Genomic DNA, 25,045 nt, shown 5'->3' with positions numbered 1-25,045 from the left:
TGCTGTTCTTGTTTTGCTCAACTGTTTTGGATGACAGTCTTTTGCTTGTATCTATAAGTTAGATGTCCCGCCAACTCTTGAAATTGGGCTTAGGTCTTGAAAAATCTTCACAAAATTAAAAAGACGATGCCGTGAATGACATCGCCTCATATCGATAATATTATCTGCTTATCGCTGCTCCGAAAGTCGGCTGGGTATGGATTCCCCTATCTGGATTCTCCTTCAAGAACTTTGAAATTTCTGCACTGGTTCCTGCTTTAGTGAACGTACCTGATACGATTGAATACCAGATTCCATCAATCTCTACATATGGATCAGCATGATTTGGACTGGAGCCAATCATCGTGTTGTAACCCATCGCGTCAAATACTGCTGAAAATACCTGACTATCAGAATCGCAATCTGTCATTCGCGGGGAACGCGCAAGTGCATCGTAAGCGGATCTCGGAGAACCGTCTTTAGGGTCTGGAACCCCTCGTAACAGATCGTAGGCTATTGAAGCTATTGTGTCGACCTTTACAATCTGCTCTTTGCTGACTCCAGCCTTTACTAAATCACCAATTGAATTCTCTGCCGCATACAATCCACGATTTCGGTCGGATCGATCAGACTTATCGCCTGACCATCTGGCTCCATCGAGGTATTCGTAATAGTACTTTTGATAAACGCCTCCAAAACCAGATTCGTCATAGCCTTTTACCGCATTCTCAACAATTTTCATTACCTGATCGTACTCACTCTGGTTTCGACTAGCGTATGTGTGTTTGCCGTGCTTTACAGAAATGCCGTCAACTACCTGTTGCTTACCCGAATCAGATACTTTTGAACTTTCAATATAAGCTGTCATTGTTTTCGAGTCCCATTTAACTTCTCCCCCAAGGGCTTCGCTAACAAAGCGGAGGGGAACCATTGTCGAGCCATTGATGGTCTCGCCTTTAGCGGCTAACTGGACTGCTTTGCCATTAACATAAGCCGTTGATTGTCCAATAGTGAGTTTGATCGTAGTATTTCCTTTAGTTGCTGTAGCTGTTTGAGTTGGCTGATCCCATTTTACGTCCGCTTTTAACGCTTCAAATACCCCTCTCATGGGAACTAGAGTATTTCCATTCTTAACGATTGCTGACTGCGGGAAGTTTTGCTTAACACCATCGATATAGACTGTTACCTCGTCCTTGACTGCCGAAGCTATCCTTACCTCGCTCTTTTGACCAACTGGAGCTAAATTAACATTATTCAGAGTAGATTTCATTCCAAGCATTTCCTGCATTCGATACAATCTTTCAGGAGCATCATTCTCGCGAAGGGTAGACAATCCATCAGCCCCATGAGCCGTAAACACTTTTTCAGTTTCAGCAAGAGCAGTTTTCAGAGGGCTTCTAAATTCCTCTTTCCCCTTAAAAATATTCCCGTCAAATAGCCTGTCCTCAATCATGGTTAATTGATCCATGATCTTAGTCAATCTTTCTATCGTCCAGCCCTCTTCCTTAATCGCTTTAACCGCCATGTTGAGATTGGCTATTAATGTCGCCTCATCTTCGAAATTGACTTGGACTTGTTGCGCGGCGATGGTTGGAGGGATGGAGGGAGTCGGTGCTGCAAGAGCCGAAATCCCTCCTGAAGCTATACCAGCAAGAAATGCTGCGCTTATTATCATACCTTTGATGACAAAGCTAAAAGACCGTTTTGGCTTACTATGTCTGGTGTATACGGTCGATGAATAAATCATGGTTTCCTCATTTGCATAGGATGGCATTGGTCGTTCCTCCTTTACGCTTGTTATTCCCTTGCATGTAATATAAATTAGCTTGGATAACTTGTCCTGAAATTAAATGAATTTTCAATAGCATAAATTAAACAATCATCCATAAGCTCATGTACCGAGTTGTTAAGTCAATTTTAATCCGCAAAGTCAAGTTGCCAGTTCAGCGTCTAGTTCGCTTTGTCCCTTGACGATATCTAGGGTCCTGAGTTTGCTGTTGCCATTGCCACTGACTTTGCCTTTGTTGTTGAATTGGCATTTTCCCTTGAAGATGTTTTGGCACTTGAGTTTGTTTATGTCCTTGGCGATTTCTTAGTTCCTGATAGGCTTTATAACCTGCCAGACCTGCGAAGACGATACCCCAAGGACCGAGTAAGCTCGCTGCAAGCGTCATCCCCTTGAAGGCTAATGTCCAGCCTACCGCACTTCCCATGACTCTTACCGGCTTTGAATCCCAAACCCGCTCCATGTGAGAGGACGAAACCACATTTACCCCAAGACCGAATGCATTTCTCAACTTTTCCGTTAACGTGAATCCGCCGCGACCACGATTGTCATACTCTTTAGCCGTCTCCTCATCCGCAATAAGTTCTCCACCGATATACAGTTCACTAAGATGACGGAAATGGTCGAATAGCTTGAACCATGACTTTCTCTGACCCCAACCAATTTCGCGTCTCACACGACCCTCTGCAAGCCGGGCATTATCAATTCGAAGACAAACTAAATTTTTGAACCTAAAGATGTTTTTGAAATGGAATAGCTCTACGACATTCCCTTTCTCTGCCTTCACCCTTATTGCATATGGCATGGATTTCAATACTTCTTGACTGAATGTTGGTCTAAATGCAACATCGTTGATGATAAGACCATTACCAGTGACCTCAAAACTTTCAATCCTTTTCAAATCTCCAGCCATTTGCTTAATCTGCTTCATAAGCATATCCGACATCATTCTGAATGCAGTCATAGATGAGATCGGATTGAGGTTATCTCGATTCTCAACTTTGAATACTTCAAATGGATTTACCTCGGGATCAATCTGAGCTTCATAAATTGCTGAAAAAGCATTCTGTTCTCTTGGTGAAACGTATGGATCTTGGATGACGTGATTTTGATATACAGGTCGAGCATTCTTCAATTGCAAGTGATCATCGGGTACTTCTCGTCTTTCGGTTAGAATCGTCCCACTAGATGTTTTCTCGAGTGGGCGATTCTGCTCAACTACGTTGGTCGGGGTTGGATTCTTTTTAACAGAATCGGCTTCGTAAACATTCAATGCATCATCAAGTACGTCCGATGCGTCATTGTTATTTCCGCTCAATACACGTTCGGTGTAATATTCAAATTCCTTTTGCGAAATAACCCCTAAATTACGGAGGGTTGCATACACAATGTTATTGGGCTTACCTAATGTAACTTCAAATGCATCAAAATAACCTTCAGCCAAAGCCAACCTTACGATTTTGTCCAATTCTTGCATGCCGCTGAGTGAAGAATTTAAGTCTCTGATTGCATCTAGACGTTCATCCTTCGAAACAAATAAACTCTTAACCAAATCCGTTTTCCCTTTCGGTCCCGCGTAAAATACCCCCTGGCTTAGGATTGGATTCGGATTATCGAGGGTACCATGCTTCTCCTCATAGCCTTGAACCGCTTGATTCTGAGTGACCCCGAAATACTCATAACGCTCGTCTGCCATCTTACCGAAGATATTGTAGTTATAGTTGCTTCGCTCGTCACTGGCAATTAGCGTCTTACTCGGATCTTGACCACCTAATAACCAGTGAAAGCCGCTTGTTCTGGTCAACCTTGCTAAAATTAATCCTTTGTAAACACTCTGCGGAATTGCAGGATCACCTTTGATGCTTGCATAAAGAGAATTCAGCTCATCGACCAAAAAGAAGATGCGCGGAAGCCTTGTGATTCCCTTGTAATTGTGATTGCCTTTATTAAACTCGATAATGTCAGAACAGCCTGTCTCCTTGAGAATAACCTGAATCGTTTGATAAACCACTCTGGCAAAAAGGATACCCCCGATATAAGCATTGACCTTAAAGGGAATATTCTCGACTATTCTTTCCCCACGCTTGATGTCGACCCACTTCAATTCGGCAGAGTTCAGGACTTCTCCGTCAAAACCATAAAACGGTACTCCTAAGCTGTTAAATACCTTCCTCCAAATCGGAACCCATTCTTCCTTTTGGTCGATGAGAACCACAGAGCCGTTTCCTTCAACCCCCTGCAGGGCAACTGATTGCACCAATAAACTGTCATACATTGCGGTTTTACCTGAACCGGCTCCTCCACCTACAATACCGCTCCCATTGTATTTTCCTGAACAGTCAAATCGTTCGGCTTTCAAAGCTCCTGGCATAACACCGACAACGATCTTCTCACCTAAAGACAAATCATCGAATGAAGCAAAGTCGTTCTGTTCGCCCTGACAAGCTCTGATGTAATCCCGCAACGACCAATTGGCGTTTCGGAATGCCAGTAAGTCCTTGGATAAAACCATCTCGATACAGTCATAGGCTGCCGTAACTTTCCTCGTTGAGCCTAAGTTACAGACTCTCGGTTGTTTCATTAAGGAACTGGAATAGACGGTTCCCGCTGAAGGATTCATGTTACTGAATAATAACGGGATAGCGTCCAATTCGCTGGACTTTCTCGAGAAATCAAAATTGGTGACTCCTACTGGTAACTTTATCAGAACAGTAAATGAAAGATCGTCTTCTTTGATGAATACTCGGAACATCAAATCTTCGTCCAGAGTGTACGTTGCTGCGTTCCAGATATCGACTCCTTTTGGGTTAACACCTTTGGACTCCAAAAGGGATTGATTGACCATGTACACTTTATCCTTGAAGCCAAGACTACTAACTGGTGACTCCGAGTAGAACAGCTTGATTAAGCCAATCAGAGTGTCATGAATACCTGTTTTTCCTGCAACAGAAGTCTTATTATCCTTCGGGAAAAAACCCTTTGATGCAAGCTCTCTGATATAGGTTTGCTTATCTTGAGTCGGCTTAGTAGCCTTTTCAGGATCAACTGGCGAATTCCCCTTCTCAATAGTATCCAAGGCTTCTAATACCCCGATCAAATCAGTAATGATTTCAAAATCACTCTTATCAATAGAATGACGCTCTACTGCGACCGATCTTACAAAATCACTTATCGGAATTACCTCGTTCTCGAAAAAAACTGCCGTTTCACATACTTGTTGGATAAATTCTTGAAACTCCTTCGTCTCGATTGATTTCGTCTTTACTTTATTCTCGATTTCGTTCCAAACAACTAATGACGTTGCTACTGTAAGAAGCTCCTGTAAATATGGACGATTCTTTGACTGATCTGCATTATCAACGAACTTAACCAAATTCGGATATAGTTCGCACACTAACGCTTTGTAATTATCATCTTCGTTGTTATGAGAAAGGATTATATCGTCGGTCATTCCTTTCTTCGCAGCTAGCGGCAGTAATGTCCTTTCTATAAGATGGTGTCGCAATTGACTCGAACTAAGTCCAGTTAAAGCTGCAAAGTCCTGTGCCATTGCCGCTAGAGCGTTCAAACTTAGCTCGGTAGGCGAGGTATGTTCATAATTCATGTCCATAGGATACTCCTCGATCCATTCTGGTTGGCTCAACTTTATCCCTCCGTCCTTTTGGTTTGCATTGTTTATAAATGTCACTACTTAATATGTTTTAGGTTTAATTTCAGATGTTGAAGTATCGAGGATTTTCAAGTACCTAAAAATTCTTTTTGAAGAAATACTCACTCGTAGTACGTTAGGTGCAAAAAATAAAGACAGCTTGAGAATTCAAAGCTGCCTTTATCTTGTATTTCAATTCCGACTTTTCGAGAAATCACCGTATCTCAATATTACTTCTTGCTTACTTTTGTAATGATCCATACCCCATATATCTCTACATATGTAGCCAAATCGACTTGAAGGTGAATACCCAATTTGCTCTGAAAATTCAAGTGTCTTTACAGTTCCGCTATTGATTGACTTACGCCTGACCATATTCATTAAAACGTCAGCGACACAAAGATCAGAAGGTTTTATTTCAGAGAGTTCATCGTCTCGAAAGATAATCTGCTTTTTGCCTATAAGTGAAACTCTCCCGCTCTGTTGTGCCCATTGAAATGTATCAATTATTTCTACATAAGGGTTGAACCAAATCAATAATCCTGTTTCGTTAGGAAAGAAAACAATCCCTTCTTCCTCCATATGTGTATAAAGGATTTCTCCTTGGCTCCAGTATCCCGTAATATTTGCCACAATCCTCATTCCTCCAAGTTACGTCTGGTTATCGTTTTTAATACATTAGCTTGAATGAGGTCGACTTGAAAAGAAAAACCTTAAATAAAAAAGGCAAAGCCCCACACATAGTGTGAAGCCTTGTCTTCGCTCGAGAAATACGAAAAAGGTGCTAAATATTTCTAGCACCTTCTGTCGGGTAAACTTTACTTTTCTTGAAATGGACTGATACCAAACTTCAGCAACATCTGGTACAACAGGTTTAAGGGAAGTCCCATAATACTGAAAAAATCACCCTCAATTTTTTCAATAAAAACAGCGCCCAACCCCTGTGCCCCGTAACTTCCTGCCTTATCGAGTGGCTCACCAGTTTTTACATAAGCTTCGATTTCCGCGTCACTCATAGGTCTAAACGTTACTTTACTGACAGTATGTCCCACAATTACCTCTGGCTGTCCGCTTGGCGACTGAGATAATACACGATACTGACCAATGTCTCCAAGGTGCATTGTGGTGTCGTACGCCCCGGCCTTGTCCAACCCTTCTCCGCTCGCGGCGTAGGATGCGATCTCCCGCTCGCTTAACGGTTTCATCGTGACTTCGGTCCTGCGATAATCCACCAGGCTTGTCCCGGTCAGACCGTCCACGCAAGCAACGCCGGTATAAACCAGATGGCTCCGGCCCTGCAAAGAACGAAGCATCGAAGCGGCTTCTTGTTCATCCCTCGGTTTTCCGAGTACGTCGCCGTCCCTGACAACGATCGTATCGCTGCCTACGATAACTCCTTGGCGTTGCGAAGAATCGAGTGTACGATAAACGGCGTCCGCCTTCCGTTTGGCCAACTCCTTCACGATTTGCTCGGGAGTCCAGTCCTCCGGCGTCGACTCGTCGGCATGGCTCGGCACGACATCAAACGGAATATGTAGAGAGGACACAAGTTCACGTCGGCGCGGGGATGTCGATGCTAGAATAATACGTCGTGTTGTGGAAGTCTCCAAAGCGCCCACTCTCCTTCGCCAATTTTTGACACTTCCTTATTATAAGGTTAATTCGGTGCCAATACAAACAGAAAAACGGCATGGGGAAGTATTACCAATCCGCTGCCGTTTTTTAGGATATTTTAGGGTTATCTGAAAAATCAGCCTTTTGCTCCGGCCATTTTTTGTTCGGCCAAAATGAAGTCCATAACCTCGTCCTGAACTTCCCACAAAAGTGTTTTTGCGCCGTTCTTATTATATTCGGCCATCGCTTCGATTGCGCTGTTCATCGACTTCTCCATCTTTGCCGCTTCCTCCGCGAAGGCTTCGGGCTCATTGCCGCGGATCGCCGCCGCGCTTTCCGTCCATAGCTGATGCTTTTGTCCCAGCTCCTTGAGCTCGGCCTCGCTTAAAGCTTGGGGCGCCGCCTCGACGAGACGGCTGGCCGACAAGGAACTAAGCAGGCTGATTAGGTCGGCGCTCTGCGAAAAATAACGTTCAAGCGGAGTCACATCCCCGTCGTATGCCGCTTCCATAAACGTAGGGAGCGCCATTTCATGCAATATCAGGTGAACTCCGGCTGTTTTCAGTTGGCTGCTGAGCAGCTTGGCTTGTTCCCGATCGTTTGAAACCCCCGCATATACCCGCTTTTCGTCAACCGTATCCCTGGCCGCCGCGATTCCCGACTGCTGGAGTTCCTTTTGCGCCAGCTCCACCCCTTCGGCCGTACTAAATACTCCATATTGCAAAAAATAATAAGTTTGTGAAGGAAGAGCAATGTTGACCAGCATTTCATCCGCATTCCCATTGCTGACCGGGCCGAAGACGGAAAGATCCCTTGCGGGCTGTTCCGCCGTACTCTTGACGGAGGTGGAAATGCCCGGGATCGGAACGGTGACTTCTCCTGTAAACATAGACAGAACGACAAAACCGAACAACGCGCCCGTTACGATGGCTCCCGTTACCGAGCCGGCCACTTTCCACCAGGAAGTTCGGTGCGTCCGGCCTGGCTGATAAGCCGCCGGCAAAATGGCTCCTCCGGTTCCGGTATAATCGGTAAACGGGTCTCCCCAGTCGTCAGCCAGATCCACCGGCCGGAAATGTTGTGTTTCTTCTGTATTCTTGGGTTCCGCGGGCTCTTTGAGTTCTTCAAGTTCCTTGAGTTCCTGAGGTTCCAGGAATGGTTCCTCAACTTCGTTTACTTTTGCCGGCATGGCATGGATCGGCCGCACCTCCGGGGTTTGCCGGCCCTGTTGGTCAAACCGGAAAGTCATTTTGGCCTTGTTCACGGTCCGCACGCTCCTTGTCCATTCTTCTAAAAATACAATATGAATGGAGAAACGCTTATATACCAGCTAATCCGCAAAAAGAAACCGAATCGTGGGAATGCTGACGACCCCGTATCCTTGGTCGTTTGGGCGGTCCCGAAAATCAAAAACAGCCCGCCTCAGGAAGAGACGGACTGCCCTCATTTTTTTCAGTTGGACAATGTACGGGCGAGCTCGTCGCCGACTTTCCAAATGTCCCCGGCACCCATGGTGAGGACAAGGTCGCCAGGCTGCAGGCGATCCCGAAGATCGGCGATCACGTCCTGCTTTGTCGGAAGATATCTGGCCCCCGGATTGCTGTTCGTTTTGATCAGATCGACCAGTTTGGAGGAATGAACGCCTTCGATCTGTTTTTCCCCGGCCGGCGAATAGATATCCGTAATGATGACCTCGTCGGCTTCGCCGAAAGCCCTGCTGAAGGCATCCAGCAGAAAAAACGTTCGCGTGTACCGCTGCGGCTGAAATACGGCGATGATGCGTTTGCCGGTTGCCTTGGCCGCGGCGATCGTCGCTTCGATTTCCGTCGGGTGATGCGCGTAGTCATCGATAATGAGAATGCCTTTATTTTCGCCAAGGACCTGGAAGCGCCGCTTCGCCCCATGAAAGCCGGTGATGGCTTTCGTGATGGCCTCAAAAGGAATGCCGGCTTCCAGGCAAACGATAATCGTCGCCATCGCATTATACACATTATGTTTCCCCGGAACCGACAATTCTACGGCCCCGAGCTCGCGGTCCCCATGCTTCATCACGAAAGTGACGTGGCGGTCGCCGAGGTTGATGTTCTCAGCACGATAATCGGAGTCTCCGTCAATTCCGTACGTAATCACCTTACAGCTTAGCTTCGGAAGCAGTTCTTTGATATTCGCGTCATCGCCGCATACGACCGCTTTGCCGTCCGGCTTGATTTGATTCAAAAACTGGACGTAAGCCTCTTTTAACCGGCCGAAGTCGCCGCCGTAATTTTCGAGGTGATCGGCCTCGATGTTCGTAACGACTCCCAAAGCCGGATGATACTGCAAAAACGATCCGTCGCTTTCATCCGCTTCAGCTACGACAAACTTTCCCTGGCCCGCTTTGGCGTTCGTGCCGATATCCATAATTTCGCCGCCGATAATGTAGGTCGGGTCGGTTCCGCATTGCTCCATCACGAGCGCGATCATCGAGGATGTCGTCGTTTTGCCGTGCGCTCCCGCTACAGCCACGCCCTGACGTTCGTTCAGCAAGCGCGCAAGCATTTGGGAACGATGCAGGATCGGAATCCCCATCTCTTCGGCCTCCACGCGCTCTACATTGTCTTTGGGCAAGGCGGTCGAATAAACGACCAAATCGGCACCGTGTACTTGCTCCGCCGTATGCCCGATGTATATTTTCGCACCATTGGCCGCCAGCTTCTCCGTCAGTTCCTGGGAAGCGACGTCCGAACCGGTCACGGTATAACCCATCTCCAGCATCACGCGGGCGATGGCGCTCATGCCATACCCTCCGATACCGATAAAATGCACATGTTGTTCAATCGTATTTACCAATTTAATGTCACCAGCCTTTTTCAGAATCGGTTTGATGCAAAAGGGTTGCCCGCACATCCGAAATCATGTACAGCGTGCCCGTGACTACCCCAAGATCTTCCCGTTCCGTCCGCGACTGCAACAGCTCAAGGGCCTTTTTCCAGTCACGTTCAACAATAACTTCCAATCCTGGCTTCGCCTCTGTGTCTTTCAGTTCCCGGACCAGCTCATAGAGCGACTCCGCTTCCAGTTTCCGGCGAAAATCGGGCTCGGTCAGTATAAGTGTATCCACTATAGGTAATATATGCTGCAAATACTCGCGATGATGCTTGTTGGCCAGCATCCCCATCATCAAATTAAGTTTCCGGTACCGGAAAGTTTCCGGAAGGCTCCGGGCAAGCATCTCCGCTCCCTCCGGATTATGGGCCCCGTCGAGGACGATGCGTGGATCGGACCCGACCTGTTCCAGCCGACCTGCCCAAAAAGTGCGTTCAAAGCCTTGCCGCACATTTTCGTCCTCCAGCACAAAAGCCATATACTGCCGCAGCACCTCGAGAACCATCATAACGCCCGCCGCATTTTTGCACTGGTGTTCGCCCAGCATCGACATCTTCAGCCCCAAAGTCCGGAAAGGACCGCGGAACAATATGCCTTGGCCTTTTTCGCTGACCTCGAGCCGCTCGTACGTGAAATGTTCATTCAGCAAATAAAGCGTGCTGCTCCGATCCGCCGCCGTATCTTTCAAAACCTGAATCGCTTCGGGCTGTTCCACGCAGCTGACGACCGGTACGCCGGGCTTGATGATCCCCGCTTTTTCACGTGCGATTTGTTCGATCGTATCGCCGAGAACGTCAGTGTGGTCAAATCCGATATTCGTAATCAAAGAAACGATCGGGGTTACGATGTTGGTAACATCCATCCTTCCCCCAAGGCCTGTCTCCCATACTACGACATCCGGGTAGCAAACCTCGGCGAAATATAGAATGGCAATCGCCGTACTGACCTCGAACATGGTCGGAGAACCAAGCTCGGAGGCAGCGATTTCCCGAACCAGCGGAATCAGCCGATTGGTCAGTTCAAGCAAGGTATCCTCGGGGATATCCTCACCGTTATATTGAAATCTGTTCGTAAATTTCGTGATGTAAGGAGAGGTGAATGTACCCACCGTATACCCGCATTCCAGCAACGTACGGGTCAAAAAAGCGCAGGAAGAGCCTTTTCCGTTCGTTCCTGCGACATGAATGAATTTCAGCCTCCGATGCGGATTTCCCAAACGCTCCATCAGCAATTCGATCCGGTCCAAACCAGGACGGATGCCGAAAGGAATGAGCGCATTGATCCAATCGACCGCTTCGTTGTAGTTTTTCAATGCGGCCCCGTTTTCTTCAATATTTGCCCCCATGATTTTCACCTTCATTTGATTGTTGGATACAGATATCGTCATAGAAAACAACAAGGAATCCGGCTGCTCGCATAATCCAGCCCCTTTCAACCTGCCGGGGCATGCTTGCAGCCGGATACTATTACAGCTTTCTAGCCTTTCAATTCACTGATCCGGGCCAGAACTTTATCGCGTTTGTCGGAATAATCGGCCATTTTGGCGCGTTCCTCTTCGATGACCTTCGCCGGCGCTTTGGCGACAAAGCCTTCGTTGGCGAGCTTCTTCTCCACGCGTTCGACCTCTTTGTTCAGATGGTCGAGTTCCTTTTCCAGCCGCGCGATTTCCTGGCTGATATCAATCAGGCCCGCAAGCGGCAAATACAGCTCGGCCCCGGTAACCACCGCGGTCATCGCCTTGTCCGGCACGGATGCTTCAAGGGAAGCCTCGTATTGGGACGTATTGCAGAATCTGCGGATATAATGGGCGTTGCGTTCCACGATGGAAAGCAGCTCGGAGGATGCAGGCTTAACAAGCAGCTCGATTTTTTTGCTCATCGGCACGTTTACTTCGGCGCGAATATTCCGTACGGCACGAATGACGTCGACAAGCAGGTTCATTTCCTGAACCGCATCCGGAGCTTCCAGCGCAGCATCGTACGTCGGCCATTCCGCAAGCGTAATGGTTTCCCCGCGATGCGGCAAGTGCTGCCATATTTCCTCGGAAATAAACGGCATGAACGGATGGATCAGGCGCAAAGTCCGATCAAGCACATAGGCGAGAACAGACTGGGTTTTACGTTTTGCCGCCGCATCTTCACCATACAAGGACAATTTTGCAAATTCGATATACCAGTCGCAAAGATCGTCCCAGATAAAGTTATACAGCTGACGGCCGGTTTCCCCGAATTCGTAGGCATCGATCAGACGGGTCACTTCCCGTGCCGTTTCGTTGAAGCGATGAAGAATCCAGCGATCCGCCGTGGCAAGATCGCCGCTGATATCGATATCGTCTACGCTGAAGCCTTCCAGGTTCATCAAGGCAAACCGGGACGCGTTCCAAATTTTGTTCGCAAAGTTGCGGGCCTGCTCGACGCGTTCCCAATGGAACCGGAGATCCTGACCCGGCGTGCTGCTGGTGGAGATCATGTAACGCATGGCGTCGGCACCGTATTTTTCAATCACTTCGAGCGGATCGACACCGTTGCCGAGCGATTTGGACATCTTGCGTCCTTCGCTGTCCCGGATCAAACCGTGGATCAGCACATCTTTAAACGGTAGCTCGGCCGTAAACTCGAGCGAAGTGAAAATCATGCGCGCAACCCAGAAATAGATGATGTCATAGCCGGTCACGAGTACATCCGTCGGGAAGTATTTTTTGAAATCCTCGCTATTTCCGTCCGGCCAGCCGAGCGTCGAGAACGGCCACAAGCCGGAACTGAACCAGGTATCGAGTACGTCCTCGTCCTGTTTAAGATCATCGCGTCCGAGTTTGGCCCGCGCTTCCGCCTCATCGCGAGCAACGACCATCTCCCCGGTTTCTTCCGAGTACCAGGCCGGGATGCGATGTCCCCACCACAACTGGCGGGAAATGCACCAGTCACGGACATTTTCGATCCAATGCAAATAAATTTTTTCAAATCGGTCTGGAACGAAGTTAACGCCTTTACCCGATTTTTGCGCGTCAATCGCCGCTTCGGCGAGAGGTTTCATCTTTACGAACCATTGCGTCGAAAGATATGGCTCGATCACCGCTCCGGTCCGCTCGCTGTGTCCGACTTGATGGACATGATCTTCGATTTTGATCAAGACGCCAAGCTCCTGCAAATCCTTGACGATCTGTTTGCGGCATTCACTGCGGTCCAACCCTTGGTATTTGCCCGCTTCCTTGTTCATTTTGCCGCTCTCGTCCATCACGATGATTTGCGGCAGGTCATGGCGCAAGCCGACTTCAAAATCGTTCGGGTCGTGGGCCGGGGTGATTTTTACCGCGCCGCTGCCGAATTCCTTATCGACGTATTCGTCGGCAATGACCGGGATTTCCCGGCCGGTAATCGGCAGAACAAGCATTTTGCCAATAAGGTCCTTATAACGCTCATCCTCGGGATGAACGGCTACCGCCGTATCGCCGAGCATCGTTTCAGGCCGGGTCGTCGCCACGGTAATGTGCCCGTTTCCGTCCTTCAGCGGATACTGAAGATGGTAAAGGTGTCCATTGACCTCCTTATACTCTACTTCGATATCGGAAAGGGCCGTTCTGGCGGCAGGATCCCAGTTGATGATATATTTGCCGCGATAAATGAGCCCTTTTTCGTAAAGCTTGACGAACACTTCGCGGACCGCTTTGGAAAGTCCCTCATCCAGCGTGAAACGCTCACGCGAGTAGTCGAGCGAGAAGCCCATCTTCTCCCATTGCTGATGAATCGTCTTCGCGTATTGGTCCTTCCATTCCCATACCTGTTCCAGAAATTTCTCGCGCCCCAGGTCATACCGCGATTTACCTTGCTCACGCAGTTTTTGTTCGACCTTGGTTTGGGTGGCGATCCCCGCATGGTCCGTACCGGGCAGCCACAACGCGTCATAGCCCTGCATCCGTTTCGTGCGGATCAAAATATCCTGCAAAGTAAAGTCAAGCGCATGCCCCAAATGGAGCATCCCCGTTACGTTGGGCGGTGGAATAACGATGGTGTACGGCTTAGCGTCCGGCTTTTGGCCCGCCTTGAAAAAGCCGCCTTCCATCCAATAGCGGTACCATTTCTGCTCCGCCGCTTTGGGGTCGTACGTGGTCGGCATTTCCGCCGACAAAGATTGCTCATGGTTTTCTGTCATTGGGTTCAAACCTCCGTTACAAAATAAACTAGGCTAGAAAACACAAAAAGCCCCTCGTCTCAAAGGACGAAAGGCTTTACTTTCGCGGTACCACCTTTGTTTCGCAGGCTTGCATTTTCCCGATTTCGCTGAAACCGAAAAACCAGCTTGCGACACTCATGCAGATAACGGCTGCGGCCGGCCCGTTCTACACATAACGAAAAAAATTACGGTTCAAACGGACGACTCCCGGGCGACTTCGTACAGCTGCATCCTGCGGAATTTTCCAGCATTGCAATTCCGCTCTCTGAAGGGCTCACTGCCTACTCTTCCCATTCCAAGTCTTTAAATCAGCTTTTTAGAAAACGTACTTTTAGGGTAATCTTAGCATTTATCTTTATCATAATAGCTTGAATCTAAACCTGAGTCAACCTGGCGCAAGAAAAACTTCTTTCTTATAAATTCCGCAATCATCAAAAAAGCCGCACGATATTCCGTGCAGCTTTAACGGATGAAGTTTAAAACGTTGTCAGGGGATGTACAATACCTGGCCTTCGGCCAAATTTTGCTCGGACAGCCGGTTGTAAAGCTGCAGTTCCCTGGAACTGAGCTGATATCTCTCCGCAATTTCATCCAATGTTTCTTCCCGTTGAACGATAACCAGTTTGACTTTGCGGAAAGGCGTCTGCTCCTGGGCATTGCCGATAAACAGGCTCTTCCAGCGTACCTCCTCGCCGTCGCCTTGCTCCACTGCAGCGGGAACCGCAGTCTCCTCCGGTTTGTGGGGAGCGCTCTCCGATTCTACCCGTTGCGCGGACAACAGCTTGGTGATGCCGAACTGATTGTCCTGACTGCTGTCCGCACTCTTTTTACTGCCAAGGGCAATTTTAAGTTCCTTCTTTTCTTCAGCCTCCGGCCGGATTTCAGAGGCCTGATCGGCGGGTTCCGCTTCGGCAAAAACCGTTTGCCCGTTCTCCGATTCGACAGAAGCTTCGTATACAGGAATCTCCTGCTCCGTTTGATTGGACGCTTCTTCCGAAACTTGAGCCAAAACCTCGTCTTCCCTGCTCGGGCCGTCCTTATTCTCTTCCGCCGTTCCGTCCAGAACGATCTCCGTGACCGTGACGTCCTGGCGGGCATCCGCCTTGATGACGCCGGCCAATTCCTGTTCCAGTACATCGTCTTCAGTCAGTTCGGGCTCCCTCTGAATATCGTTCTGCTCCTCCGTACCGCCCTCCTTGTCCTCCGCAACGGATTGGGCAAACAAAGGCGATGACGCATCGTTCCATGTAAGTACCGATTGCTGCTCGTCCCTGTGCTGGGATTCGATCGGTTCCACAGCATCCGAATCCGGTAAGGCTTCGCGCTCCCATGCCCGGAAGTGCTCGGTATAACTCCGCTCGAAGTTCTCTACGCTATAAGGGTTAAAAGACTGCCGCTCCGTTTCGGCTTCCCGTTCAGCCTCCTCATCCCCGCGCAGGTCGGCCTCCGCTCCTGGCTCATGGGCGACGACCAGTTCCCGGTCTCTCCATTCTTCGGCTTCCGTGGTCAACGATGAGGTTTCGATGCCCTTTAAGGATAACACGCCCGTTATGTTCAGACTGCGGGCACTAAGCAGGTCGACATCGAAATTTTCGATCTCCACCGCAATGTCTTCGAGTCTGCCGACTCGGGTAAGCGGAATCGTGATTTCCACCGGAATCCAGTGTTCCAGCTCCTGAGGGCCTCCCTCTCCGCGATAAAGACCCGAAAGCAGCAGATGACCGCGCAAAGAAGCATATTCGTCCCCCGAAATGACTTGAATTCTCGGGATCAGCTCAATTTCCTCCAGCTCTTCGATACCGGCCACATTCTCCGACAAATGTACTCGTTCATAAATATCGAACCTCAGACCATAGGATTGATCCGCCAAAAATGTTACCTCCTTTCAGCATATCCAAACATGATTTCGTATCCGGTAAAATGCATGGTCCAATCATCGCTCGTTTTATCTATATGCTTGAAAAAAGAGTGCATGCCTGCTTTTTGGCGGAATGGCGGTTTGATGTTCAACGGGAATCGATCCTCGTTCAACGTCCCTGCGTTTGACGCCCGCTCCCGGATTTCTTGAGCTGCGCGGATTCTTAAAAGGTACGCAATTTCTTTATGACCAGGTCCCATGTTTCCGGCAAGGGATCCTCCACCCGGATCTGCTCACCCGTCAACGGATGCGGGAAAGCAAGGCTTTCCCCATGAAGCGCCTGATAAGGCAAAAGCTTCGTGTTTCCCCCATAAAGGGCGTCGCCGATCAGCGGATGGCCGGCATGGCTTAAATGGACGCGAATTTGGTGAGTCCTTCCCGTCTCCAGTATCAACCGGACAAGGCTGGCTCCGCCCGGAAAGGTTTCAACCAGTTCGACCCGGGTTTTCGCCTCCTTGCCAGAAGGGGAAACCCGGCGGCGCGAAGCATGATGCCTGTCCCGGCCGATCGGCTCGTTGATCAGTGCCAGTGACGGACTTACGTGTCCCTCCACAAGCGCGACATAATTTCTGCCGATTTCCTTGCGAGCCATAGCGGCGTCCAGTTTAAGCTGAGCGAACCGGTTTTTGGCGTAAAGCACAGGCCCGGAAGTATTCTCGTCCAGGCGATGGATGTGTTGGGGTGCGATCCGCTCTCCGCGCCGATAATAAAGTCCCGAGACGAGATTCGCCAGCGACGGCTCGCCGCTTGCCCCGTCAGGGTGCACCTTCATTCCGACGGGTTTATGCACGACAAGACAGAAATCGTCCTCGAACAAAACCGAGACCGGTTCCTCAGCCGGGGCATATTGCGAGTTTTCCGGCGGAAATACCCGCAGGCGCAGCCGGTCGCCGGCAAGCTTGATCCCTTCGGCCGCATCAAGCGACCGGATCAGCTTGACGGGCATTCCAAGCTCGCGTTCAAGCCAAAGCAGGGCCGCTTCATAGCGGCCCCCTTGCTCCGGCGGATTCAGTTTGCCCGGCATCAGCTCCAGCCACTCACCGCGCCTGTGCCAGGAAATCCGGCGTACGCTCACAGCTTTTGCAGCGCCCGGCGGTGCGCTTCGATTGTGGCGTCGATGTCCGATTCCGTGTGCACGCCGGAAACGAACATCCCTTCAAATTGCGAAGGCGCGATATTGATGCCCTCTTCGATCATCGCCGCAAAATAGCGGCGGAACATATCGAGATCGCTGCTCTTGGCCGATTCGAAGTCGGTAACCGGCTTGTCCGTAAAGAACGGACAAACCATCGAGCCGACGCGGTTGATGGTGCATGGAATACCCCGTTCCTTGGCATTAGCCGTAAAACCGGCCTCAAGTCTTGCCGACAGCGATTCAAGACGGTCGTATACGTCCGGAGTGAGCAACGACAAGGTCGAGAACCCGGCCGTCATGGCCAGCGGGTTGCCGCTCAGGGTCCCCGCCTGGTAAATCGGCCCGTTCGGAGCGATTTGCTCCATGATTTCGCGTTTGCCGCCATACGCCCCTACAGGAAGTCCTCCGCCGATGACCTTGCCGAGGCAGGTCAGATCCGGCGTCACGCCAAAACGTCCCTGAGCGCAATGGATATGGACGCGGAACCCTGTCATGACTTCATCGAAGATGAGCAGGCTTCCGTGCTCCGTCGTCAAACGGCGCAGCCCTTCGAGAAATCCGGGCTGCGGAGGCACCACGCCCATGTTGCCCGCCACGGGCTCGACGATGACGCCGGCGATTTCCGCGCCGAAACGCTGAAATGCAAGCTCTGCCGAAGCCAAGTCGTTATATGGTACGGTAATCGTATTTGCGGCTACACTTTCCGGAACACCCGGGCTGTCGGGCAATCCCAGCGTCGCAACGCCGGATCCCGCTTTGATCAGCAAGCTGTCGGCATGCCCGTGATAGGAGCCTTCGAATTTCAAAATCTTGCTGCGCCCCGTGTACCCCCGAGCCAGACGGATCGCGCTCATTGTCGCTTCCGTACCGGAATTGACCATCCGGACGATATCGATCGAAGGCACGCGCTCCGCCACCAGTTTGGCCATTTCCGTCTCAAGCAGGGTTGGCGCCCCGAAGCTGGTGCCTTTGGCCGCCGTTTCCTGCAAGGCCGATACGACCTGCGGGTGGGCATGTCCCATGATCAGAGGTCCCCATGACCCCACGTAATCGATATACTCGTTGCCGTCGATATCATAGATCCGCGAGCCCGCCCCGCGCTCTACATATACCGGAGTCAAGCCGACGGATTTAAACGCCCGGACCGGGCTGTTAACCCCGCCCGGCAATACCCGCTTTGCTTCTTCGAAAGCTTGCCGCGACCGTTCTTCGCTGCGGCGACCGATCTTTTCACTCATCGAGATTCCTCTCCTTTATCAAGCCGAATAATTATTTTCCTTCCCGCAGCCAACGTGCGGCATCTTTCGCGAAATAGGTGATGATGATATCCGCACCCGCGCGCTTCATTCCTAGCAGCATCTCCGTTACGATCGCGCGCTCGTTGATCCAGCCCTTTTGCGCCGCGGCTTTGACCATCGAATATTCGCCGCTGACATTGTAGGCAACGAGCGGAAGATCAAATTGATCGCGGAGCATCCGCAGGACGTCCATAAAAGCAAGCGCAGGCTTTACCATCAGCATATCCGCGCCTTCCAGCACATCGCTCTCCGCTTCCCGCAGCGCTTCCCGCGCATTGGCAGGATCCATCTGATACGTTTTGCGGTCGCCGAACTGAGGCGCGGAGTCCGCCGCTTCCCGGAACGGCCCGTAGAACGCCGAAGCGTACTTCACCGAATACGACATGATCGGGATATGGCTGAAGCCCGCTTCATCAAGTCCGGCGCGAATGGCCTGTACGAATCCGTCCATCATGTTGGACGGCGCGATAATGTCCGCTCCGGCTTCAGCTTGGGAAACGGCGGTTCGAACGAGCAGGTCAAGCGACTCGTCGTTCAGCACATCGCCGCATACATGACCGTCCCGCTCAAAGGTATGAACCATCCCGCAGTGGCCATGGTCGGTAAATTCGCACAAGCACGTATCGGCAACGACTAAAAGATCGGGATACCAAGCTTTGATTTTTCGGGTCGCCTGCTGAACAATGCCATCCTCGGCAAAGGCGGACGAGCCGACGCTGTCTTTGCTTTCCGGGATGCCGAACAGCAGTACGGCCGGAATGCCAAGATCGACGATCTCTTTAATTTCTTCCTCCAAAGTATCCAGCGAAAAATGGTATACCCCCGGCATCGATGAAATTTCATTTTTGACGCCGCTGCCGTAGGTGACAAAGACCGGCATAATGAAATCGTCCACCGTCAATACCGTTTCGCGGACCATGGCGCGAATGCCGGCAGATTGACGCAATCGGCGATGTCTGACTATAGGAAAACTCATGATGAATAACCTCCCGATTTTCTTATTTATTCAATTATTCCTACCATCTATCCTTTATTTTCAACGCTTTGTTTCCAATCGCACAGGGCGGCTACGAGGCTATCGATGGTCGCTTCCTCGGCCATGGTGCCGACACGCAAGCCCGCTTTCTCCGCCGTCGCAGCCGTCACCGGCCCGATGCAGGCGATCTCCGCTTTTTCCAATGCCCGTACGGGATCCTCGAATCCCATACGGCGAAGCGCGGCGATAAAGTTCGTTACTGTGGATGAGCTGGTAAAGGTAACGGCATGAATAGAGCCCTTCTGAATAAGTTTTACCAATTCTTCATCATCATCCCCGGTCGGAACCGTGGCGTACATCACCGCCTCCGTGACGGCGAGCCCCCGCTCGCGTAACGCTTCAGGCAGCCAGGAGCGGGCAAGATCGCCCCGCGGCAGCAGCACTTGCTGCCCTGCCGTCAACGCCCCGCCGAAAGCCTCCATCAGCCCTTCCGCCTGATAGCTTGCCGGAAGCTCCTCCGCGGCTATGCCGTAGCGCCGGAGCGCCTCCTTGGTCGCCGGACCGACGGCCGCGATCCTCGCTTTATGCAGGTTGCGGATATCCAGTCCGAGTCTTTCCAAATGCCCGAAGAAAAACTCGACCCCGTTCACGCTCGTGAAAAAAGCCCAGTCGTATTCCGGCAATCGGCTTAAAGCCGCATCCGTGTTTTGCAATGCTTCGCCTGACGGCTGTTCAAAATCGATTACGGGAAACTCGTACGCCTCTCCGCCGAGATCCTCGATCTGCCTTACCAGTTCACTAGCTTGGGAACGGGAGCGGGTCACGAGAATCCGTTTGCCGAACAACGGCATAAATTCGGCCCACTTCAGCTGCTCGCGCTGATTGACGACCTCACCGACGACAATGACGGCCGGCGGCTTGAAGTCGGCATCCTGTACCTTCCGTTCGATATCCGCCAGCGTACCGGTCAGCGTTTCCTGCTCGGCGCGCGTGCCCCAGCGGATAAGGGCGACCGGCGTTTCCGGCGGCCGGCCGTAGTGGATCAGCTGTTTGCTGATATATCCGATCTTCGCCACACCCATCATGAACACCAGGGTTCCGGTCGCGTTGGTCACTTTTTCCCAATTTATCGATAAATCCAGTTTGTCCGGGCTTTCATGGCCCGTGATGATCGATAGCGACGAAGCCATATCCCGGTGCGTTACCGGGATGCCGGCATATGCGGGCACCGAGATGGAGGCTGTGATGCCCGGGACGATTTCGTACGGAATGCCATGCTTGCGCAGCAGCTCCGCTTCTTCCCCGACCCGGCCGAAAATCGTCGGATCCCCGCCCTTCAGTCTGACGACCGTCTTTCCCGTCAAAGCAAGATCCACGAGCAGCTGGTTGATATCCTCCTGCTTCATCGTGTGCCGGTCCGTTCGCTTGCCGACATAGATCTTTTCGGCCCCCGGCTTCGCTTTTCCGAGCAAGCTCGGATTGGCCAGCCGATCGTATACGATGACGTCCCCTTTTTTCAGGCAGTCCAGCCCTTTAATCGTAATCAGCCTGGCATCGCCGGGACCAGCCCCGACCAGATATACCTTCCCCGTCATTCCTATCACTCCCCGGCTGCCGCCGCCAAAATTTCGTCCGCTCCCCTGGAAATGAGCTTGTCCGCCACGGTTTTGCCCAGCAGAACAGGATCATTCCCAGCCATCGTCTCTTTTAAAATAACCCGGCCATCCGGCGTTCCTACCATGCCGGTCAAAATGATTTCACCCGCAGGTTCGCCATCGTTGCCCACCTGTAATGGTTTACCCAATACCGCGTAAGCGCCCACCGGAACCTGGCAGCTTCCGCCCAGCACGCGGAGAAACTCGCGTTCCGCCGCAACCGTCCAGGCGGTTTGCGGATCATTGTAGAGAGACAGCAAGTGTCTCACTTCTTTGTCGTTTTCCCGGCACTCAATGCCGAGCGCCCCTTGTCCGACCGCAGGCAAACAGGTTTCCGTATCGAGATAGGAGGTGATCCGATCTTGCCATCCCATCCGGAACAGCCCGGCCGCCGCCAAAATAATGGCATCGAACCCCTCGGTCTCCAGCTTCCGCAGCCTGGAATCGATGTTGCCGCGAACCGGCTCCAGCACGAGATCCGGACGGTACGCGCTAAGCTGGCTGGATCTTCTCAGGCTGCTGGTACCTACCTTCGCCCCCTTAGGAAGCTCGTCCAGTCCCAATCCTCCCTTGGCAATCAACGCGTCTCTCGGATCCACCCGCTTGGGTACGGCACCGTTCGTCAAACCCTCCGGCAGCTCGGAAGGCATGTCTTTCATGCTATGTACCGCCAAATCGATCTCGCCGTCCAGCATCGCTTGTTCGATTTCCTTCACGAACAGCCCTTTGCCTCCGACCTTGGACAAGGTTACGTCCAAAATCCGATCGCCCTTCGTCACGATTTTCTTGATTTCAAAATCATAGGGAAGCCGATGGGCTTCGCATATCGCCTTCAAGGCGTCTATAACATGTCCCGTTTGGGTTAATGCCAGCTGACTTTGACGGGTTCCCACCACAATTGTACGTTTCATTTCTTCTATTCCTCCCGGTGTCCATTGATCCATGCCAGAAGCTCCTGCTCGCTCCACGGCTGAAAGCGGCCTTCTCGGATCGCTGTCAAAGCATCCATGTCCGCCAGCGATTTCAACAGTTTGGCCCGCAGCTTTACATCTGAAACCCGTTCTTTAACGACGGATCTCGAGAATTTCAAAAATTCCATATAGATTTCATAATCCGAACCGAAACGCTCGTCGATTTCCCGGCTCAACGCCCGGGAAACGGATGGCCCGGCGCCCGAGGTGGAGACGGACACGACCAGGTCCCCCCGGCGTACGGTGCTCGGCGTAATAAACGATCCTTTGCTTCCGTCCCCGGCGTGATTGACCGGAATGCCCCGCTCATTCGCTTCCTGCACTACGGCATCGTTAATGTCAGAACGGTCCGTAGCCGCATAAACCAGAAAGGCGCCTTGCAGGTCTCCGGCCTGAAAGCCTCGCTCCAGCCAGGTGATCCTGCCCTGCTCCGCTAAATCTCGAAGCCCGGATGTCACCGAAGGGCTGATGATCACAAGCTCGGCGCCGGAATCCCGCAGCGAGAACGTTTTTCGCTCCGCGACGGTCCCGCCGCCGATGATCACGCAGCGCCGACCCTCCAAATTGAGCATTACAGGCACATAATGCGGCAAAAGTAGTCCCTCCCGGTCAAGCACGTATTGTGTATAGCATACTGTACGCATCTGTATTTTTCCAGCGGAACGCGTCCGCAAACAGCAAATAAGCCCTGTGCCGCCCGCTTCTTTCCGGTGCATCTTGCCTGCATAACACGGAAACAAAACGGTAGGCCCAGGGCGCGAGTGCTATACCGATGCCTCTACCAGGGACAACGGAGCTTTCTCGTTCAATACTTCCCGGGAAGCGCCGCTTTCTTTGCCGGATTCGGCCTCGGCCAGCAGCTTCATTTGGTTTTCAAGCGCAAAAATGTGCGTAAACAATTCCAGGGCCTCGTCACCCTTCTCGTCGCCGACCATTTCTTTAATCCGGTTGATTGGATCGTGCATCATCTGATTGACGATGCTTTTGGTCAACCGCCGGATGACTTTGCGCTGACGTTCATCCAACTCGGGGAGCTTGTTAAACATACTTTCGAGCGTACTTTCATGAATCGCATTCGATTTCTCCTGCAGCGCGCGAATGACCGGTTTCAGTCCCAGCGTATGCAGCCAGCTTCCGAATGCGGATATTTCCTCTTCGATCATATTTTCGATTTTGGCGGCTTCGCTGCGGCGCATTTCCAAGTTGCTTTCCACGATGCCTTCCAAGTCGTCGATATCGTACAAAAATACGTCCTGCAATTCCCCTACGGCCGGATCAATATCCCGCGGAACCGCAATGTCGATCATAAACAACGGCCGGTTCGGACGCTGCTTCATACTCTGGGCCACCTGGGACGACGTGATGACGTATCCTTCCGCTCCGGTAGAGCTGATCAAAATATCGACCTCCGCAATCCGTTGCATCGCTTCTTGCATGGAACAAGGCGTTCCGTTGAATTTGGAAGCCAGCTCCTCGGCCCGCGCATAGGTCCGGTTCGCGACGAATACCTCTTCGGCCCCCGCGCCGCTCAAATGCTTGGCGGTCAATTCGCTCATTTTCCCTGCTCCGAGAATAAGTACTTTCTTGCCGCTGAAGCTGCCGAAAATCCGCTTACCCAACTCCACTGCCGCGTAGCTGACGGAGACGGCGCTTTCGCCGATCGCGGTTTCCGAATGGGCCCGCTTGCTCAGCGTGATCGCTTGTTTGAACAACATATTGAACCATTGGCCGGTTGCCTTTTCGCTTTGTGCCAGAAGAAACGCCGTTTTGACCTGACCCAAAATTTGCGTTTCTCCCAGGACCATGGAGTCAAGACCGCAGGCAACCCGGAAAAGATGGCGTAATGCCCGATCATCTTCATAAATATATAAATATTTGGTGAATTCCTCGCGAGGAATGCCAAACCATTTCTCCATAAATCCGCGAATAAAGTATCCGCACATATGCAATCGATCTACGACGACATAGATTTCCGTCCGGTTGCAGGTTGCGATAATAACGCCTTCCAATACACTCTTCGTACGCGAGAGCTCCTGCAGCGCTTGTGGTAAATCCTTTTCCGCAAACGAAAAACGTTCTCTGACTTCCACCGGCGCCGTCCGGTAGTTCAACCCGACTACAACAACGTGCATTGCAAGTTCACCTGCCTCTAAAGGATGTCAAAGCATCTTCTGCATTGAAACTATGTTAATTATATCACAGAGCCAGTCCGTTACCCTGCAAATTGGATGAGTTTTTTATGAATTATTTATGAATTGTAAAATTTGCTCAAAACGAATGACCATGGAAAATTCCATGGCCATTAAAAGTTTACCCTATTTTTATCAATTATAAATTAGACAAATTCAATTTGTTGATTTACGACGGGCGTTTCCACTTCAAGCTCGCCCAAGCCGCGAATCAGTTTCTTCGCGTAGGTTTTCTCCGGATTCAAAACGGACACCAGGTAATCGATCGCAAGCTGCGGGTCAACCATTTCGCCGCAAGTATAGCAATCAATCGCAGCAAAACCTCTCTCAGGATACGTGTGAATCGAGAGATGGCTCTCCGACAGCATAACAAGCACCGTGGCACCTTGCGGCTCGAACTGTCTGGATTGCACGGACAGCACCGTGGCACCGCAATATTCGGCGGCTTCCACCAAATGAGCCGTAAGCAGCTCCGCGTCGTTCAGTACCTCAAAGTCGACTCCCCAAGTATCAACAGCAACGTGTCTTCCGAAAGTTGAATATTCCATCTTCCGGTTCCCCCTTCCTAGGAATAAAATGTTTTGAAAATTTCATCCGCTAGGACCTACGTCATTCACTTCCCGAGGGAAAAATCTCTCGCAACATCTCCATGTCCTGAGTGAATCCTGGTTCCTATATTCTTTTCAACGAGATTAAAAATACCACCTATCCCTGACAATTGCAATACTTTTTTGATCCCAGGTAAATATTATTCTCGTTCCGTCCGTTTTGTGCGAATTACCGCGCCTTCCAGAGAAAAAAAACCGCCGTTCGAGGGGGGGAAATCCTGCCCTCAATGGC

General features: G+C 51.0%; 17 protein-coding genes and 1 other annotated feature. All 17 genes read right to left on the bottom strand.

Annotation, left to right across the window (positions count from 1 at the left end; translation table 11 throughout):
* Window positions 1-160: 160 nt before the first annotated feature.
* A complete protein-coding gene (locus ACSFXJ_RS06700) occupies window positions 161-1,753 on the bottom strand; it encodes a copper amine oxidase N-terminal domain-containing protein (RefSeq protein ID WP_435924420.1) in 1,593 nt (530 codons plus the stop codon).
* A 169-nt stretch (window positions 1,754-1,922) separates the two neighbouring features.
* Entirely contained in the window at window positions 1,923-5,408 is a 3,486-nt protein-coding gene (locus tag ACSFXJ_RS06695) for a hypothetical protein (RefSeq protein ID WP_435924418.1), read from the bottom strand.
* A gap of 198 nt (window positions 5,409-5,606) precedes the next feature.
* Window positions 5,607-6,047, bottom strand: coding sequence for a hypothetical protein (locus ACSFXJ_RS06690; protein ID WP_213468892.1), 441 nt, complete (start codon window positions 6,045-6,047; stop codon window positions 5,607-5,609).
* Window positions 6,048-6,232: 185 nt separating this feature from the next.
* On the bottom strand, window positions 6,233-7,024 hold the full coding sequence (locus tag ACSFXJ_RS06685; RefSeq protein ID WP_435924417.1) for a Maf family protein: 792 nt from the start codon (window positions 7,022-7,024) through the stop codon (window positions 6,233-6,235).
* 140 nt (window positions 7,025-7,164) lie between these two features.
* Window positions 7,165-8,292, bottom strand: a complete 1,128-nt coding sequence (locus ACSFXJ_RS06680) for an SPOR domain-containing protein (RefSeq protein ID WP_435924416.1) — start codon at window positions 8,290-8,292, stop codon at window positions 7,165-7,167.
* Window positions 8,293-8,480: 188 nt separating this feature from the next.
* Complete coding sequence (gene murC, locus ACSFXJ_RS06675) at window positions 8,481-9,914, bottom strand: UDP-N-acetylmuramate--L-alanine ligase (RefSeq protein WP_435924414.1); 1,434 nt, start codon at window positions 9,912-9,914, stop codon at window positions 8,481-8,483.
* Window positions 9,865-11,238 (bottom strand): bifunctional folylpolyglutamate synthase/dihydrofolate synthase, encoded by a 1,374-nt coding sequence (locus tag ACSFXJ_RS06670; RefSeq protein ID WP_435924412.1) that lies wholly within the window; start codon window positions 11,236-11,238, stop codon window positions 9,865-9,867. The genes murC and ACSFXJ_RS06670 overlap by 50 nt, the downstream gene beginning before the upstream one ends.
* Window positions 11,239-11,369: 131 nt before the next feature.
* Entirely contained in the window at window positions 11,370-14,042 is a 2,673-nt protein-coding gene (locus ACSFXJ_RS06665) for a valine--tRNA ligase (RefSeq protein ID WP_435924410.1), read from the bottom strand.
* Between the two features lie 59 nt (window positions 14,043-14,101).
* Window positions 14,102-14,370: a binding site (T-box leader), on the bottom strand.
* A gap of 180 nt (window positions 14,371-14,550) precedes the next feature.
* Window positions 14,551-15,933 carry a LysM peptidoglycan-binding domain-containing protein gene (locus ACSFXJ_RS06660; RefSeq protein WP_435924409.1) on the bottom strand — a complete coding sequence of 461 codons (1,383 nt, stop codon included), beginning with the start codon at window positions 15,931-15,933 and terminating at the stop codon, window positions 14,551-14,553.
* 211 nt (window positions 15,934-16,144) lie between these two features.
* On the bottom strand, window positions 16,145-17,005 hold the full coding sequence (locus tag ACSFXJ_RS06655) for an RluA family pseudouridine synthase (RefSeq protein WP_435925694.1): 861 nt from the start codon (window positions 17,003-17,005) through the stop codon (window positions 16,145-16,147).
* Between the two features lie 47 nt (window positions 17,006-17,052).
* The gene (gene hemL, locus ACSFXJ_RS06650; protein ID WP_435924408.1) at window positions 17,053-18,354 is read right to left on the bottom strand and encodes a glutamate-1-semialdehyde 2,1-aminomutase; all 1,302 of its coding nucleotides are present in this window, start codon (window positions 18,352-18,354) and stop codon (window positions 17,053-17,055) included.
* Window positions 18,355-18,385: 31 nt separating this feature from the next.
* The gene (hemB, locus tag ACSFXJ_RS06645) at window positions 18,386-19,390 is read right to left on the bottom strand and encodes a porphobilinogen synthase (RefSeq protein ID WP_435924407.1); all 1,005 of its coding nucleotides are present in this window, start codon (window positions 19,388-19,390) and stop codon (window positions 18,386-18,388) included.
* Between the two features lie 47 nt (window positions 19,391-19,437).
* Window positions 19,438-20,985: a uroporphyrinogen-III C-methyltransferase gene (gene cobA, locus ACSFXJ_RS06640; RefSeq protein WP_435924406.1), complete on the bottom strand. Its 1,548-nt coding sequence runs from the start codon at window positions 20,983-20,985 to the stop codon at window positions 19,438-19,440.
* A gap of 5 nt (window positions 20,986-20,990) precedes the next feature.
* A complete protein-coding gene (gene hemC, locus ACSFXJ_RS06635) occupies window positions 20,991-21,956 on the bottom strand; it encodes a hydroxymethylbilane synthase (protein ID WP_435924405.1) in 966 nt (321 codons plus the stop codon).
* A 5-nt stretch (window positions 21,957-21,961) separates the two neighbouring features.
* The gene (locus tag ACSFXJ_RS06630) at window positions 21,962-22,609 is read right to left on the bottom strand and encodes a precorrin-2 dehydrogenase/sirohydrochlorin ferrochelatase family protein (protein ID WP_435924404.1); all 648 of its coding nucleotides are present in this window, start codon (window positions 22,607-22,609) and stop codon (window positions 21,962-21,964) included.
* A gap of 171 nt (window positions 22,610-22,780) precedes the next feature.
* Window positions 22,781-24,148, bottom strand: a complete 1,368-nt coding sequence (gene hemA, locus ACSFXJ_RS06625; protein WP_435924403.1) for a glutamyl-tRNA reductase — start codon at window positions 24,146-24,148, stop codon at window positions 22,781-22,783.
* A 203-nt stretch (window positions 24,149-24,351) separates the two neighbouring features.
* Window positions 24,352-24,753 (bottom strand): adenosylmethionine decarboxylase, encoded by a 402-nt coding sequence (speD, locus tag ACSFXJ_RS06620; protein ID WP_435924402.1) that lies wholly within the window; start codon window positions 24,751-24,753, stop codon window positions 24,352-24,354.
* Window positions 24,754-25,045: the final 292 nt, after the last annotated feature.

The organism is Paenibacillus salivarius (assembly GCF_051307165.1).
Lineage (GTDB): Bacteria > Bacillota > Bacilli > Paenibacillales > Paenibacillaceae > Fontibacillus.
This window is presented reverse-complemented; position numbering and strand designations above follow the sequence as displayed.